This window comes from Streptomyces sp. NPDC020807 (genome assembly GCF_040641575.1).
In the GTDB taxonomy this organism is placed as follows: Bacteria; Actinomycetota; Actinomycetes; order Streptomycetales; family Streptomycetaceae; genus Streptomyces.
The window spans coordinates 57152-72871 of the sequence record NZ_JBFADU010000024.1; the positions used below are offsets into that span (position 1 = coordinate 57152).

The following is a 15720-nucleotide window of genomic DNA, read 5'->3' on the forward strand; positions in this document are numbered from 1 at the left end:
GAGCCCCGCCGCGCCCGCGCGCGGCGGCACGCCCGCAACCGCCCGGCGCCCGCCCGGCGCCCCGGCGGAGTCCGGCCCACCGGCCCACCGGCCCACCGGCCCACCGGCCCACCGGCGGGCCGCGCCCGAGCCCCCCGAGCCGACCGAATCCCCACCCGCGCAGGCGACTTCGCGCTGCCCGGGCGCCACCGCGCCCCGCGCCCCCGCGCCCACGACGAGAGGACCACCACGCCATGTGGCTGCCCACCCAGGGCCCAGCGGCCGAGTTCACCGACCGCTACCTCGCGCTGCACCGCGCCTTCTACGCCCGTACGCTCACCGACACCGCCCTCGCCGACTGGCGCACCCGCCAGCTCCGCACGGTCCTCGACCAGGTCACCACCGGATCGCCCTTCTACGCCCGCCACTTGGAGGGCGTCGACTTCGGCAAGGTCACCCCGGACGACCTGTCCGCGCTGCCCTACACCACCAAGGCCGACCTGCGCGAGGAGATGCTCGACGTCCTCAGCCGGCCCCTCGCCGACGCCCTCTTCTTCTACGAGACGACCGGTACGACGGGCCGGGCGACGCCCTGCCCGCGCGACGGCCGCGAGATCGTCGCCAGCAACGCGCACGTCACCGAGTCCTGGGCGTCGATCTTCCGCCACCACTTCGGCGAACACGCCCCCCGCATCGGCCTGATGGGCCCCACCGAGGTGCACTCCTTCGGCGACACCCTCGGGGACGTCGCCCGCAACACCGGCTCGATGAACGCCAAGATCTGGCCGTACTCGCCCGTCATCGGCTTCGAGAAGGCCCTCCAGCTGATGAAGGACCTCGACCTGGAGGTCATCTGCTGCACCCCCGGCGTCGCCCTCACCCTCGCCAAGGCCGCCACGCACTACGGCTACGACCTGCGCCGCGACTTCGGCGTCAAGCTGCTGTTCGTCACCGGCGAGATGTGCACGCCGGCCCTGGCCCGCAACCTGGAATCGGTGTGGGGCGCCGACGTCTACAACATCCTCTACGGCTCCCAGGAGGCCTTCGTCATCGCGACGGCCTGCCGCAACAAGCGCATGCACCTCTCCCAGACGAACTACCTCGTCGAGGTCGTCGACCCCGAGACCGGGCTCTCGGCCGGACCGCGCGGCACCGGCGAGCTGACCGTGACGATGCTGGTCGACGGCGTGAAGCCGCTCGTCCGCTACCGCACCGGGGACGTCGTGGCCGTCGAGGAGACGGACTGCGACTGCGAGATGCCCGGCGACCTCGTCCGGATCGTCGGCCGCACCCTGGACCGGCTCGAACTGGGCACCGGCCGCTTCACCGCCGGACAGATCGAGACGGCCGTCCTGACCGGGGTCACCGGCTCCGCCGGCTACCAGGTGGTCATCGACCGCGACACCGACGGACACGACCACCTCACCGTCCGCCTCGAACTCCTCGACGGACTCGTGCCCGACCCTCGGGCCCTCGCCGACGCGGTGCGCGAACGGGCCGCCGAAGCCCTCGGCGTCCCCGTGACCGTGGAGCTCAGCGACGGCCTCGACCCGATCGTCAGCACCGGCGCCTTCGTCAGCTGGAAGGCCGCGCGCATCGTCGACAAGCGCACCGAACCCGACCACGAGACCCGAGTGGCCCGAAGGATGGCGGCGAACCGTGGCTATGAAAGCTGACGAGGTGACCCCCGCCCAGCCGCTCCCCGCCCGGGCCCCGGGAGCGCCCGCCACCCCGTCCGCCCCGCTGCCCGCCGCCCTCGCGGCGGAGTACGGCGCCCGGTGGAACGAGCTGACCAGGCGCTGGGCGGCCCGCCCCGGGACCACCCTGGCCACCCTCGGCCCCGCCGGGACCTCCAGCGAGCTCGCGGCCCGCTTCCTCGCCGCCGAACACGACCTGTCCGTCGAGCTGTTCGACACCTTCGACGAGGTCCTCGACCACGTCATCGGACACAAGGCCGACCTGGCCCTGGTCCCCAGCGCCTACGGCGGCCTCACCCGCTTCCACTGGCACCGCGACCTGAGCCTCCAGGGCTTCTTCCCCATGGCCACCCCCGAGTACGGGATCGCCTCGGCGACCGGCAACCCGCCCGCGCCCGGCACGGGCCCCGTCACGGTCGCCGCCATGTGGGAGGTCCGCCGGATCTACGCCGAGGTCGTGCCGCCCGGGCTGGACGCACGCCAGGTCGCCTGGGTGGACGTCTCCTCGACCCAGGCCGCCGCCGAGGCCGTCGCCGCCGGCCAGGCCGAACTCGCGGTCACCAACGCCCCCGGAATCCGCGCCCACGGCCTGCGCTGGCTGGCCGTCCGCCCCGGCGCGGAGATCATCTGGACGCTCTTCAGCCGGGCCGACGAAACCCCGCGGGCCGACGAAACCCCGCGGGCCGGCGAAGCCCCGCCCGCCACCGCCCTCCGGACGTAGCCACACCCGGCCCCAACCCCAGTCCTAGCCCGCGGGAGTCCCCACGTGCCACGCAAGACCCTGCTCCACCGCGCCACCGTCCAGGAAGGCCTGGGCCGCGCCTCGCTGCCCCGGCGCAGCGTCCTGCTCGACGGCGACCGCATCGAGGCGGTCCTCCCCGAGGACCTCGCGCCCCTGCACGCCCCCGACATCGACGTCCTCGACCTCGACGGCCGCACCGTCATGCCCGGCATGACGCTCGGCCACACCCACATCGCCTACCTGAACGTCCTCGACGGCCGCGACATGCTCTTCACGCACTCCGTCCCCGACACCACCCTCGCCGCCGCCCGCAACGCCACCGCCCTGCTCGCCCTCGGCTACACCGCCTTCGTCGGCGCGGGCTCGGTCGCGGGCATCGACATGGCCCTGCGCAAGGCCGTGGACTCCGGCCACCTCCTGGGCCCCCGGATCACCCCGTGCAGCCGCGACCTGATGGTCTCCGGCCCGCCCGAACGCCGCAACCCCGAGGTCGGCAGGCGCATCCCCACCGACCTGATGCGCCTGGCCGACACCCCCGAGGAGATGGCCCGGTACGTCGCGGGCGAGATCGCCCAGGGCGCCGAGATCGTCAAGGTCTTCTCCTCCGGCGACGACACCTTCCCCAACGGCCGCTCCCACGAACTCCTCTTCACCCCCGAGGAGTTGACCATCGCCGCCCGCACCGCCCACGAGCACGGGGCGAAGATACGCGCCCACTCCCGCGGCCTGCGGGGCATCCGCAACGCCATCGCCGCCGGCGTCGACGTCATCGACCACGCCACCTACGCCGACGACGCCGCCCTCGACGACATCGCCGAACGCGGCATCTTCGTCGTCCCCAGCCTCTACCAGCCGCACATGCTGCTCACCACGGGAACCGACCACGGCAAGACCGTCGAATACCTGGAGAGCCTGGAGTTCGAGGCCGAGATCGCCAACTCGCTGCGCATCCTGCCCCTCATGGTCGAACGCGGCATCCCCGTCGTCGCCGGCGACGACTTCGGCTTCGCCTGGACCCCGCACGGCACGTACGCCAAGGAACTGGAGCTGTACGTCACCATGGCCGGCATCCCCGCCCCCACGGTGCTCACCTGGGCGACCGCGAACGGAGCCCGGCTCGCCGGCCGCGGCGACGACGCCGGGACCGTCCAGCCGGGACGGCTCGCCGACCTCGTCGTCACCGACGGGGACCCGGCCGCCGACATCACGGTCCTCAGCCGCCCGGACGCGATCGAACTCGTCCTCCTCGGCGGCGCCCCCGTCGCCGGGGACCCCGACGCCTTCCGCGTCCGACCCGCCACGAGGGCCGCCTGATGACCCGTACCCGCCCCGCCCTGCCCGTCCTGCCCGTCCTCGCCGTCGGCGCGTTCGCCATCGGCACCGACACCTTCGTCGTCGCCGGCGTCCTGCCCGAGGTCGCCGACGGCCTCGGCTCGAGCCTCGCCGACGCGGGCTGGGTGAGCACCGCCTTCGCCCTCACCTACGCCGTCCTCGCCCCCGTCCTCGGCGCGCTCACCGGCCGCGTCGACCGGCGCACCGTCCTGGTCGTCTCCCTCGCCGTCTTCACCCTCGGCAACATCGCCTCCGCGCTCGCCCCCGGCCTCGGCACCCTGCTCGCCGCCCGGATCGCGACCGCCGCGGGAGCCGCCCTCTACATCCCGGCCGCCTCCGCCTCCGCCGCCGCGCTCTCCCCGCCGGAACGACGCGGCCGGGCCATGGCCGTCGTCCTCGGCGGACTGTCCGCCGCGACCGTCGCCGGAGTGCCGTTCGGCACCTGGCTCGCCGCCGACCTGGGCTGGCGCGCCACCTTCTGGCTCCTCGCGGGCGTCGGCGCCCTGTGCGCCGCGGCCGTCGCCGGCGCGCTCCCCGCCGTACGCCTGCCCGCCGCCCCCGGCCTCGCGGCCCGCCTGGCACCGGTCCGCGACCCGCGCGTGCTGTTCGCCGTCCTGACCACGCTGCTGTTCATGACCGGCGGCTACCTCGCCCTCACCTACATCGGCGCCGTCCTCCACCCGGCCACCCACGGCTCCGGCACCACCCTGGCCCTGCTGCTCCTCGTCTTCGGCGTCCTCGCCGTCGCCGGCACGGTGCTCGGCGGCCGCGCCACCGACCGCTGGGGCCCCACCCCGGTCCTGCTGGTCTCCGTCGCCGGGCTCGCCCTGGTCCTGGTCACGCTGCCGCTGACCCGGGACGCGCTGCCCACCGCCGTCCTCGCCATGGGTCTGTGGGGCGTCACCGCGATGGCGACCCAGCCGCCGCAGCAGCACCGGCTGTTCGCCATCGCCCCCGCCTCGGGGCCGCTGCTGCTGTCCCTGAACTCCTCAGCCACGTTCGCCGGGATCTCCCTGGGCGGCTTCACCGGCGGCCTCGTCATCGAGGACGGCGGCCCGGGCCCGCTCGGCGCCTACGGAGCCGCCCTCGCCGCCCTCGCCCTGCTCACCACCCTGATCGGAGTCCGCGTCACCGCCCCCGCCCCCGCCCCCGACACCACGGCGTCCGAACCGGCGGCCAAGACCGGCTGACCACGGCGGCCACCCGGCGCACGGCCGCGGGCATCCGGCCACCTCGCGCACACGGCCGCGGGGCTCACGGCACCCGGAAGCGGCCTCACGTAATTCCCGGGAATTGGCCACAACCGGCAGGCCACCGGCTCCCTACCGTCATGCCTGTCAGCGGACACCGTCCAAACGGGCGGACCACCGTCCAACCGGGCGGAACCCCGCCCCACCGGCGGCCCACCGCACCCGGCCACCGACACGGAACGAAGGATCACCACCCCATGCACAGCGACAGCGACAGCGCCGGCGCCCCCGCTCCCCGCGGCCTGACCGTCACCATCGACGCCCGGCTGACCGAGCGCGTACCCGGCTACGTGCTCGGCCTGATCGCCGTACCGGACATCGACGTCGTCCGGCACGACCCCGGGACCGACGCCCGCCTCACCGCCGCCGAGGACGCCCTCCACGCGGCCCGGCTCGACAAGGCGGACGTCTCCGCGCTGCCCGCCATCGCCGCCTGGCGCGACGCCTACCGGGCCGTCGAGGTGAACCCCAACCGCTTCCCCTGCGCCGCCGAGTCCGTCCTGCGCCGGGTCGCCAAGGGCGACCGCCTCCCGCGGATCAACTCCCTCGTCGACCTGTGCAACGCGGTCTCCCTGGACACCCGCCTCCCCGTCGCCTCCTGCGACGTCGGCGACATCGACGGCGAACTCGCCGTCCGCCTCGCCGACGGCACCGAGACCTACCTCCCCCTCGGCGCGCCCGACGCCCCCGAACAGCCCGACGCGGACGAGGTCGTCTACGCCGACGGCCAAGGGCGCGCCCACTCGCGGCGCTGGAACTGGCGCCAGGGCGACGTGGTCAAGACCGGCGTCGGACGGCGGCGCCTCCTGCTCACCGTGGAGTCGGCGCACGAGGGCGGCCGCGCCGACGTGGAGCAGGCCCTCGGCCTGCTCGCCGCGGCCCTGGCCGAACTCGGCGCCGACGCGCGGCCCGCGGTGGTCCTCGACGGGTCCGAGCCGACCGGACAGCTGTTCACGGCCCCCTCGGCCGCGACGGTCCGCTGACCTTGTACGCGCCCGAAGCACGGCCTGACCCGTATGAGGAGCCCCGCATGAACCCCACGACCTCCACGAACCCCACGCCCCCCGCGACCCGTTCCATCCTGGTGGTCTACCGTCCCGCCGCCGGCCGCTACATCGCCCAGTTCCGCAGCGTCGTCGCCGCCGCCACCGCCCGCGGCGTCCAGACGGTGGTGCTGCTCCCCTCCGGCGAACGGGCCCCCGAGGCCGACGGCCTGGCGCAGTACCACGCCGACCTGGACGACACCGCCGCCGTCCGCGCCGCGGTCGACCACATCGTCACCGGACACGCCATCGAGCGGATCTTCCCGCTCTTCGAGGGCGACGTCCTGCCCGCCGCCCGCTGCCGCCGCGACCACGCCATCCCCGGCCTCACCCCGGACCAGGCCCTCAACTTCCGCGACAAGAACGTCATGCACCGCCGCGCCGAGGAGCTCGGCGTCCGCGTCGCCCGCTCCTGCCGCCCCGACACCGTCGGCGCCGTCGCCGAGTTCGCCGACGAGGTCGGCTACCCGATCGTCGTCAAGCCCGCCGCCGGCTGGGCCTGCGGCAACACCTACCGCGTCGACGACCGCGCCGAACTCGACCGCGTCTGGGCAGAGATGGGCGACGACCGGCACGAGTACCGGGTCGAGGAGTTCATCAGCGGCACCGAGTACCACGTCGACTCCCTCTTCCAGGACGGCGACCCCGTCTTCGAACAGCTCTCCCGCTACACGTACGCGATCCTGGAGTACCGCGACGAACCCGGCGGCACCATCTCCCGCAAGTACGACCTCACCCCCGCCGAGCAGCGCATCCTGGAACTGAACACCGTCGTCCTGCGCGGCTTCGGCCTGAGCACCGGCGTCGTGCACGCCGAGTTCTTCCTCCTCGACGACGGCGAGGTCGTCTTCGGCGAGGCCGGCGCCCGCGCCGGCGGCGGCTCCATCGTCCCCGCCATCGAAGCGGGCCGCGGCATCAACCTCGCCGGCGAATGGTGCGCCCTCGAACTCGACGCCGACCACCGCCCGGCGACCCGCCTCGGCCCGGAGATCGGCACCGAGTACCTCGCCTCCGGCGCCTACGGCCGTATCACCGCCATCACCACCCCCGCCGAACTGACCGCCCTCGAAGCCGTCCTCGACGCCGACGTCTGGAAGGAGGTCGGCGACGTCCTCGCCCCGCCCACCCGCTCCAACGACGTCCTGGGCTGGTACGTCTGCGAGGGCACCGACTTCGAGGACGTACGCGCCCGCTTCAAGACCGTCCGCGACACCTTCCGCGTCGAGACCGAGCAGGCCTAGCCCATGTGGTGGACCCGGTTCAAGGAACTGCCCCTCCCGCTACGGGTGCTCTTCCTCGCCTCCTTCGTCAACCGCGCGGGCATGTTCGTCTTCCCCCTGCTCGCCGTCTACCTGGTGCGGGGCGAGGGCCTGACCCCCGGCGGAGCCGGGCTGCTCATCTCCGTCGGCTCCACCGGACTCCTCGTCGGCAGCCTCCTCAGCGGCCCCCTGTGCGACCGGCGCGGCCGGCGCACCGCCCTGCTCACCGCGCTCCTGCTGAACGCGGCCGGATACACCGGCCTCGCCGTCCTCGGCGGCCCGCCGTGGACGTACGCGGTGCTCCTGTTCATCGCCCTGCTCGGCATGGGCATGTTCGGACCCGCCTCCAACACCCTCGTCGCCGACCTCACCACACCCGAGCAGCGGCCCTTCGCGTACACCCTCAGCTACATCGGCAACAACCTCGGCATGGGCGTCGGCCCGCTCCTCGGCGGCGTCGCGGCGGCCTACTCCTACGAGGTCATGTTCGCGGGCAACATCCTCGCGGGCCTGGTCTGCGTCGCCATGATCACCCTGTGGGTCCCCAAGGACCGCATGGACACCGCGGCCCCCGGCGACAAGCACTCCGGCAAGACCCCCTCCGGCGAGAACCCCTCCGGCAAGAAACGCACCGGGCCGCTCGGACACACCCACGTCCTGCTGCTCGTCCTGGTCTCCTTCTTCTACGTCGTCCCGCTGATCGGCCTCGAATACGCCCTCCCGCTCGCCGTCACCACCGTCCTCGACGACTCCGCGAGCCTGGTCGGCGCCGTCTACACCGTCAACAGCGTCGTCGTGGTCAGCCTCGGCCTCGTCCTGGAGAAGCACCTGCGCGGCCACGGCACCAAGGCGCTGCTCCTCGTCGCGGGCGTGCTGTGGGCGCTCGGCCTCGGCGTGATCGTCCTCGGCTTCTCCCTCGCGGCGATCCTGCTCTCCACCGTCATCTGGACCCTCGGCGAGATCATCGTCTCCGTCGTCGTCCCCACCTACATCGCCGACCACGTCGACAAGCGCCGCGTCGGCGGCTTCATGGCCCTCAACGGCTTCGTCCTCGGCCTCGCCCGCCTCGTGGTCCCCGTCGGCCTCGGCGTCGTCTGGACCGCCCACGGCCACCAGCCCGTCTTCCTCATCCTGCTCGCGGCCCCGCTGGCCGGCATGGCGGCCTTCGCCCTGCTGCGCATCCGCCCCGCACCCGCCACGGACCACGACAACCCGGCCACCGACAGCACCCCCGCCGCCCGGCCCACCACGGCGGACGCACCAGCACCAGCACCAGCACCCGCACCAGCACCAGCACCCGGCACCTCACACAGCTAGGAAAGCCCCATGCCCCAGACGAAGTTCCTGCTCCCCGAAGACAGCCTCCCCACCACCTGGTACAACCTGGTCGCCGACCTCCCCAAGCCGCTGGACCCGATGCTCCACCCCGGCACCCGCGAGCCGATCACCCCGGCCGACCTCCAGGCGCTGTTCCCGCAGGAGCTGATCTCCCAGGAGTTCACCACCGAGCGCACCGTCGACATCCCCGGCGCCGTCCTCGACCTGTACAAGCAGTGGCGGCCCAGCCCCCTCGTACGCGCGCACCGCCTGGAGAAGGCCCTCGACACCCCGGCCCGCATCTACTTCAAGAACGAGGGCGTCAGCCCCGCCGGCAGCCACAAGCCCAACACCGCCATCCCGCAGGCCTACTACGCCAAGCAGGCCGGCATCGGACGGCTCACCACCGAGACCGGGGCCGGCCAGTGGGGCAGCTCCCTCGCACTGGCCTGCCAGTACTTCGGCATCGTCTGCGAGGTCTACATGGTCAAGGTGAGCTACGACCAGAAGCCCTACCGCCGCGGCCTCATGCAGACCTTCGGCGCCAGCGTCACCGCCAGCCCCAGCGAGCTCACCGAGGCGGGCCGCGCCGCCCGCGCCGCCGACCCGAACTCGCCCGGCAGCCTGGGCCTGGCCATCTCCGAGGCCGTCGAGGCCGCGCTCACCAGCGGCGGCGACGCCAAGTACGCGCTCGGCTCGGTGCTCAACAGCGTCCTGCTGCACCAGACGATCATCGGCCAGGAGGCCCAGCTCCAGATGGAGATGGCCGAGGCCTACCCCGACATCGTCATCGGCGCGGCCGGCGGCGGCTCCAACTTCGCCGGCCTCGCCTTCCCCTTCCTCGGCGAGCAGCTGCGCGGCGGCCGCCCGGTCCGGGCCATCGCCGTCGAACCGTCCTCCTGCCCGACCCTGACCCAGGGCCAGTACGACTACGACTTCGGCGACACCGCGGGCCTGACCCCGCTCACCCGGATGCACACCCTCGGCCACGACTTCGTCCCGCCGAGCATCCACGCCGGCGGCCTGCGCTACCACGGCATGTCGCCCATCGTCAGCGCCCTGAAGGAACACGACCTGCTGGAGGCCCGCGCCGTCCCGCAGACCGCCTGCTTCGAGGCCGGCGTCACCTTCGCCCGCAACCAGGGCATCGTCCCGGCCCCCGAGTCCACGCACGCCGTGCGCGTCGCCATCGACGAGGCACTGGCCTGCAAGGAGACCGGCGAGGAGAAGACGATCCTGTTCTCCCTCTCCGGCCACGGCCACTTCGACATGCCGGCCTACATCGACTACTTCGCCGGAAAGCTCAAGGACTGACCCGCCAAGGACCGACCGGACGCCGGGGGAGGGGGCGGGCCCGACCACCCCGCCCCCTCCCGGCACACCACCATGGGGGAAACACACATGCACGGCACCCAGGGAACAGAAGGCACCACGACCCAGGACTCAACCGACACCCGCTCCGACGACCGGACCGACGACCGACCCGTCATCCTCGGCATCTCCGGATCCGAACGCGCCGGCGGCAACACCGACCTCGCACTCGACTACGCCGGCGAACTCGCACGCCGCCGCGGCGCCGAGTTCCGCCAGATCCACCTGCGCGACCACCGGATCTCACCGTGCAGCCCCTGCGGCGACTGCAACAGCCGCACGACCCCCTGCGCCCTCCAGGACGACATGCCCGCCATCGTCGAGCAGATGAAGCAGGCCGACGGGATCATCTACGCCGTCCCCGTGCACGGCTTCGGCCTCGCCCACCTCATGCAGATATTCATCGAACGGGCCGGCGTCGGATTCCTGCGCTTCGACCGCCCGCTCGCCAACAAGGTCGGCGGGATCATCGTCACCGGCCGCCGCTACAGCGACGCGTCCGTGCACAACCAGATCGCCGACAACCTGCTCCTCAACCGGATGATCATGGTGGGCAGCGGCTTCCCCGCCCTGCTCCGCAACGCCTCGGGCGTCCCCGCCCTCAACGACCCCGAAGGCCTGGACGCCCTGGAACGCATGGTCCACCGGATGATCGACATGACCTTCCTGCTGCGCCGGGCCCGCGAGAGCGCCGAACCGTTCCTCCCCATCGAGGACCGCAACGAACGCGTCGAACGCACCCGCCCCGACACCCCCTACGCCACCACCGGCACCGCCACCACCGTCCGTACCCCCTGAGGAGACCCACCCGTGTCCACCACCACGCCGCCCGCCCTCGTCGGCATCGACTTCGACTCCATCCCCTGGGAGAAGTGGCACAAGCCCGGCGCCGACGGCCGAGTCAAGATCGCCTACACCGGCGGCCGACGCATCCGACTGATGGAACTCCCCGCCGGATTCAACGAAGAGCACTGGTGCGAACGCGGCCACCAGGGATACGTCCTGCAGGGCGAGTTCACCATCCACTTCGACAACCGCTCGGTGCCCTGCCGCCCCGGCATGGGCTTCATCATCCCCGACGACGAACGCCACCGCTCCCAGGGCGCCGAGGGCGAACCCACCATCGTCTACGTGATCGACGAGGTCCCCGCCCCGTGACCGCCTCGGCCCGCATCGACGAGCTCCGCCTCTCCATCGACGCACTCGACCGCCAGATCGTCGCCCTCCTCGCCGCCCGCACCCGGGTGGTCCGGGAACTGACCGAGTTCAAGAACGACGAGGAGACCGTACGCTCGCCCGCACGCGTCGAGCAGGTCATCGCCAAGGTACGCGGCCTGGCCGAGGAGGAAGGCATGCCACCCGCCATCGCCGAAGCCGCCTACCGCACCCTGATCGACGAACTCACCCGCCTCCAGCTCGACCGGCTCGCCGAACGCCGCAACACCGCCGAGGCGGCCACGACCGGCCGGCCCACCGCCGGGGCGGCGACGTGACACGCCGCCGCCTCGCGGACCTGCGCACCGCGCTCGCCGCGCTCGACCCCCTGCCCGGCGAGCTCGTGCGCGAACAACAGGAGGTCCCGGCCCGCTTCGGCGTCGCCTCCCGGTACGCCAAGTGGGCCGGCACCCCGGCCCCGCCACCGACCGGACCCGGCCCCGCCGTCCTCTTCGAACGGGTCACCCCCGCCGCCCAGGACGCCGAGGCCCGGGCCGTACTCATCGGCCTCTACGGCACCCGCCACCGGGCCGCCGCCCTCCTCGACACCACCCCCGCCCGGCTCCCGCACCAGCTCCTCGACGCGGTCGCCGCCCCCCTGCCGCCGGTCCGGGTCCGCCCCGAGCACACCGCCACCCGCACCGACCTGCCCCCGAACCTGAACACCCTGCCGATACCCGTCCTCACCGACGCCGACGCCGGCCCCTACCTCACCCTCGGCGCGGTCCTCGCGACCAACCCGGAGACCGGCGTCCGCAACCTGTCCGTGCACCGCATGTGCGTCCAGGGCCCCGACCTGCTGACCATCTGGATGGTCCCCGGCCGCGACCTCGAAGCCGCCCACCAGGCGGCACAACGCCAGGGCCGCACCCTGCCGGTCGCCATCCACCTGGGCCTGGGACCCGCCCTGATGCTCTCCTCCTGCTGCCCCACCTCCCTGGTCCCCGAAGAACTCGACGAACTCGCCGTCGCCGGCGCACTCGGCGGCGCCCCGGTCGAACTGACCGACTGCCGCACCGTCGACGCGGAGTGCATCGCGCACGCCGAGTACGTCCTGGAAGGCGAACTCCTGCCCGGCCCGCTCCCGGAGAACCCGCGGGGCCCGGCCGCCACCCCGGAGTTCCTCGGCTACCAGGGCCGCGCCCACCCGGGCCTGCCCACCGTACGGATCCTCGGCATCACCGCCCGCGAGGGCGCGATCCTCCAGACCGTCTCCGGCCCGGGCCACGAACAGTCGGTCCTCCTCGGCTTCGGCATGGAAGCCGCCGTCCTGGCACACCTGCGCGACCGCGGCACCCCCGCCAGGGCCGTCCACGCCCACACCGCCGGCGGCGGCCAGCTCATGCTCGTCGTCCAGTGGCCCCGCAAGACCTCACCCACCGACGACAAGACCGTCCGCCAGGCAGCCGAATCGGTCCTGGACACCTTCAGGATGGCCAAGACGCTCCTCTCCGTCGACGAGGACGTCGACCCGGAATCGGACGCCGACCTGTGGTGGGCGATGACCACACGGCTCCAGGCCGACCAGGACATCACCGTCCTCCCGGACCGCGAGGGCTTCCCCCTCGACCCGACCCAGGACCCCGCCTACTCCCCGACCCTGTCGGCGGTCGGCCGCACCGCGAAGGCGCACTTCGACTGCACCGTCCCGCACGAGCACCTCGCCCGCTTCCACCGCCCCCGCTTCACCGAACCGCCCCCGCCGCCCCCGCCGCGCGCACCGCGTCGGCCAGCAGCGCGACGCCCTCGGTGATCCGGGAGACCGGCAGCGCCGCGTACCCCATCAGGAACGTCGGCTCGGCCGGAGGATCCTGGACGAAGTAGCCGGACGCGGGGTAGACGCGTACCCCGCGCCCGGCGGCAAGCCGCACGATCGCCTCCTCGGAAACCCCCCGCAGCCCGGTCAGCGCCAGCAGCACGTGCAGCCCGGCCGCCTCGCCCGAGATCCGCACACCGGCCCCGAAATGCTCGTACAGCGAAACGAGCAGCTGACGCCTCCGCTGCCGGTACAGCCGCGTCATCCGACTGATGTGCCGGGCATAGGCCCCCGCGGAGATGAAATCGGCGAGCGCCTCCTGAGCAACCGTCGGAGTGAGCCGATCGGTGATCCACTTGATCCCGAGGAACGGCTGCACGAGGTGCGGCGGCAGCACCGCGTACCCGATCCTCAAAGCGGGGAACAGCGTCTTGCTGAAACTCCCCACGTACACCACGGTGTCCCGATGCCGCTCGGCCGCCAACGCGGGCAACCGCTCCTCGGTGAACGTGAACTCATTGTGGTAATCATCCTCAAGCACGGTCGCCCCGCGCTCGAAGGCCCACGCCAGCAACGAACGCCGCCGCCCCCCCGACATGATCACCCCGGTCGGGAACTGGTGCGAAGGCGTCACGTACACCAGCCTCACCTGCCCCGGATCCCGCCCCTGGGCCCGCACGCACGCGTCGATGTCGGCGACACGCAGCCCCTCACCGTCGACCGGAACCGGCACCACCACGGCCCCGGAACACCCGAACACCTGCCGCAGCACCGTATGGCTCGGATCCTCGATGACGACGACGTCCCCGGGCCGCACCAGCGTCCGCACCAGAATGTCCAGCGCCTGCGTAGCCCCCGCGGTCACCACGATCCGATCGGCCGAAGCATCGAGCGCCCGACTCTGCCGTACGAGCGCCGCGATCTCCCCCCGCAACGAGGCCGCCCCCTCGGCGGCCCCGTACCCCAACGCGGCGGCATCCGCTCTCCCGTAGGCCTCGTGCAACGACTGCCGCCACCGAGCGACAGGGAAATCGGAGAGCGCGGGCGTCCCGTGCCGGAAGTCCACCCCGCTCCCCGGCAGATGAGCAGGCGCCGGCTCCCACGGCTGCCAAAGAGCGTCACTCCCGTCGGTGGCCCGGGGCGGCTGGGGCGACAACCGCCCCGCACCCCCTGGGGCGCCACCCTCCCCACCCGTCCCCACCTGCTCGGCGACCCGGGTCCCCGACCCCCGCCGAGCCTCCAGCACCCCCCGGGCCCGCAACAACTCGTAAGCCCGCGTCACCACGGTCCGCGACACCCCCAACTGCCGCGCCAGCTCCCGCGAGGGAGGCACACTCTCCCCGGCCCGCAACCGCCCCGCCCGCACCAACGCGACGACCTGATCGGACACTTGCTGCTGAAGAGGAACCCCACTGTCCCGATCCAGCACGATCAGCAACTCCGACGACCCCACAACCCACCCCCGACCTCCCAACCTACCGCCCCGCCCCCGGGCGGCCCGGCACCTGACCGGGCGGGGACGCGAAGGGTACGGTAAATAACGTGATCCAGCCTGCGGGCGGGACCGGTGGTGGTCGTGGTGGTCGTGGTGGTCGTGGTGGTCGTGGTGGTCGTGGTGGTGCTCGGGCGTGAGGGGGCTGGGATGTCGGGTGTGGCCGGGCAAGCCGTGCGGGAGCTTGCGGAGGCGCTGGGGCGGGTGGCTCCTCGGGGTGGGGAGTGGGAGGAACGGGTGCCCGTGGCGGGGATGCGGGTTTCCCGGGTACGGGCCCGGCAGTTGTGGATGGTGGCGGGGATGTGGGAGCGGGCCTTGCTCACGGAACGCCTGCGGGGGATCGGGGACGGCCCCGTGCACGGGCTGTTCGACCAGCCCGTGCTGCGGGCGTTCTGGGACCTCGCGTGTGCGGGGGAGCTGCGCGCCCTGGAGCCCGGGCGGGGGAGGGAACGCGCCCTGCCCGCGGCCACGTTGCGGATCGTGCGGGACTGCCTGGGAATCATGGCGCGGCTCGTCGTACCCGAGGGGACCGCGGTCGTGCTGCCGGTGGTCGAGCAGCCCGAACCCAAGGCCGTGGTCCGGGCGGAGATGCTGGGAGACGTGTACCGGGGCCTGGTGGAGCTGGCCGCCGGGGGCCCACGGGAACGGGAGGGCAGGACCCTGTCCTTCCAGGACCGCACGCGGCTGCTGGCCATGGTCTGTCTCGTCCTGGACACCGGCGCGCGATCGGGCGAGCTCGCGGCACTCCGCCTCGACGATCTGGCACCCGGCCTGCAGGCCGTCGGACTGCGGCGCCGGCAGCAGAAGGCAGCCCCGAACCGCGCCGAGGAGATCGCCGAACTCGCCGGCGTCGCCCCCTCGTCCGTCCGCGCGGTGCTCTGGGGCCAGGACCACCGCCTCTCCTCAGCGCTCTGCCGACGCGTCGAAGCCGCCCGCGACCAGCTCGAACCGCTGCCCGACACCGAGTGGTACGCCCTGCGCCCCGGCACCCAAGTCGCCCTGCGACGCTGGCTAGAGGTGCGCGAACGGCTCGTGGAACCCCTCCAAGGAGGACGCAGCGCGCTCTGGGTCACGCTCGTCCCCACCAAGGCCGGACCTCCCGGCATCACCCTGCGGCCCCAAGGACTGACCCAGGCCTTCGCCCGCGGCATGACCGCGCTGAACTGGGTCATGGCCGGCCGGCCCGGCTGGGAACCCATGCCCATCCACATGGAGCAGCTGCGCCGCACCCTCACCCCCGAACCCCTCCCCGCTACCAGTAAATAAC

The 15720-nt window shown here is 73.1% G+C and carries 14 protein-coding genes and 1 pseudogene; 13 read left to right on the forward strand and 2 right to left on the reverse strand.

Going from position 1 to position 15720, the window contains the following annotated elements; translation table 11 throughout:
• Positions 1-233 precede the first annotated feature (233 nt).
• From AB0G79_RS27240 to AB0G79_RS27295, 12 genes are all read left to right on the forward strand, one after another.
• Positions 234-1655: a phenylacetate--CoA ligase family protein gene (locus tag AB0G79_RS27240; RefSeq protein WP_360810861.1), complete on the forward strand. Its 1422-nt coding sequence runs from the start codon at positions 234-236 to the stop codon at positions 1653-1655.
• Positions 1639-2397, forward strand: a complete 759-nt coding sequence (locus tag AB0G79_RS27245) for a hypothetical protein (RefSeq protein WP_360810863.1) — start codon at positions 1639-1641, stop codon at positions 2395-2397. Before AB0G79_RS27240 ends, AB0G79_RS27245 begins: the two co-directional genes overlap by 17 nt.
• Positions 2398-2442: 45 nt before the next feature.
• Positions 2443-3732, forward strand: a complete 1290-nt coding sequence (locus AB0G79_RS27250) for an amidohydrolase family protein (RefSeq protein ID WP_360810865.1) — start codon at positions 2443-2445, stop codon at positions 3730-3732.
• Positions 3732-4940, forward strand: coding sequence for an MFS transporter (locus tag AB0G79_RS27255; protein WP_360810867.1), 1209 nt, complete (start codon positions 3732-3734; stop codon positions 4938-4940). The genes AB0G79_RS27250 and AB0G79_RS27255 overlap by 1 nt, the downstream gene beginning before the upstream one ends.
• A gap of 257 nt (positions 4941-5197) precedes the next feature.
• Complete coding sequence (locus AB0G79_RS27260) at positions 5198-5983, forward strand: phenylalanine--tRNA ligase beta subunit-related protein (RefSeq protein ID WP_360810869.1); 786 nt, start codon at positions 5198-5200, stop codon at positions 5981-5983.
• A gap of 47 nt (positions 5984-6030) precedes the next feature.
• Entirely contained in the window at positions 6031-7284 is a 1254-nt protein-coding gene (locus AB0G79_RS27265; RefSeq protein ID WP_360810871.1) for an ATP-grasp domain-containing protein, read from the forward strand.
• Between the two features lie 3 nt (positions 7285-7287).
• On the forward strand, positions 7288-8619 hold the full coding sequence (locus AB0G79_RS27270; protein ID WP_360810873.1) for an MFS transporter: 1332 nt from the start codon (positions 7288-7290) through the stop codon (positions 8617-8619).
• Positions 8620-8628: 9 nt separating this feature from the next.
• The gene (locus AB0G79_RS27275) at positions 8629-9933 is read left to right on the forward strand and encodes a TrpB-like pyridoxal phosphate-dependent enzyme (RefSeq protein ID WP_360810875.1); all 1305 of its coding nucleotides are present in this window, start codon (positions 8629-8631) and stop codon (positions 9931-9933) included.
• 87 nt (positions 9934-10020) lie between these two features.
• On the forward strand, positions 10021-10788 hold the full coding sequence (locus tag AB0G79_RS27280; RefSeq protein ID WP_360810877.1) for a flavodoxin family protein: 768 nt from the start codon (positions 10021-10023) through the stop codon (positions 10786-10788).
• Between the two features lie 12 nt (positions 10789-10800).
• Positions 10801-11148 carry a cupin domain-containing protein gene (locus AB0G79_RS27285; RefSeq protein ID WP_360810879.1) on the forward strand — a complete coding sequence of 116 codons (348 nt, stop codon included), beginning with the start codon at positions 10801-10803 and terminating at the stop codon, positions 11146-11148.
• Complete coding sequence (locus AB0G79_RS27290; RefSeq protein WP_360810881.1) at positions 11145-11483, forward strand: chorismate mutase; 339 nt, start codon at positions 11145-11147, stop codon at positions 11481-11483. Before AB0G79_RS27285 ends, AB0G79_RS27290 begins: the two co-directional genes overlap by 4 nt.
• Entirely contained in the window at positions 11480-12958 is a 1479-nt protein-coding gene (locus AB0G79_RS27295; protein ID WP_360810883.1) for a UbiD family decarboxylase, read from the forward strand. Before AB0G79_RS27290 ends, AB0G79_RS27295 begins: the two co-directional genes overlap by 4 nt.
• Here AB0G79_RS27295 and AB0G79_RS27300 read toward each other — a convergent pair.
• Together AB0G79_RS27300 and AB0G79_RS27305 are read right to left on the reverse strand one after the other, a co-directional pair.
• The gene (locus AB0G79_RS27300; protein ID WP_360810929.1) at positions 12891-14027 is read right to left on the reverse strand and encodes a PLP-dependent aminotransferase family protein; all 1137 of its coding nucleotides are present in this window, start codon (positions 14025-14027) and stop codon (positions 12891-12893) included. The genes AB0G79_RS27295 and AB0G79_RS27300 overlap by 68 nt on opposite strands.
• 156 nt (positions 14028-14183) lie before the next feature.
• A pseudogene (locus AB0G79_RS27305) lies at positions 14184-14813 on the reverse strand (winged helix-turn-helix domain-containing protein); the annotation flags it as partial.
• Here AB0G79_RS27305 and AB0G79_RS27310 point away from each other — a divergent pair.
• A complete protein-coding gene (locus AB0G79_RS27310) occupies positions 14769-15719 on the forward strand; it encodes a hypothetical protein (RefSeq protein ID WP_360810885.1) in 951 nt (316 codons plus the stop codon). The pseudogene AB0G79_RS27305 and the gene AB0G79_RS27310 sit on opposite strands and share 45 nt — an antisense overlap.
• The last annotated feature ends 1 nt before the right edge of the window (position 15720 follow it).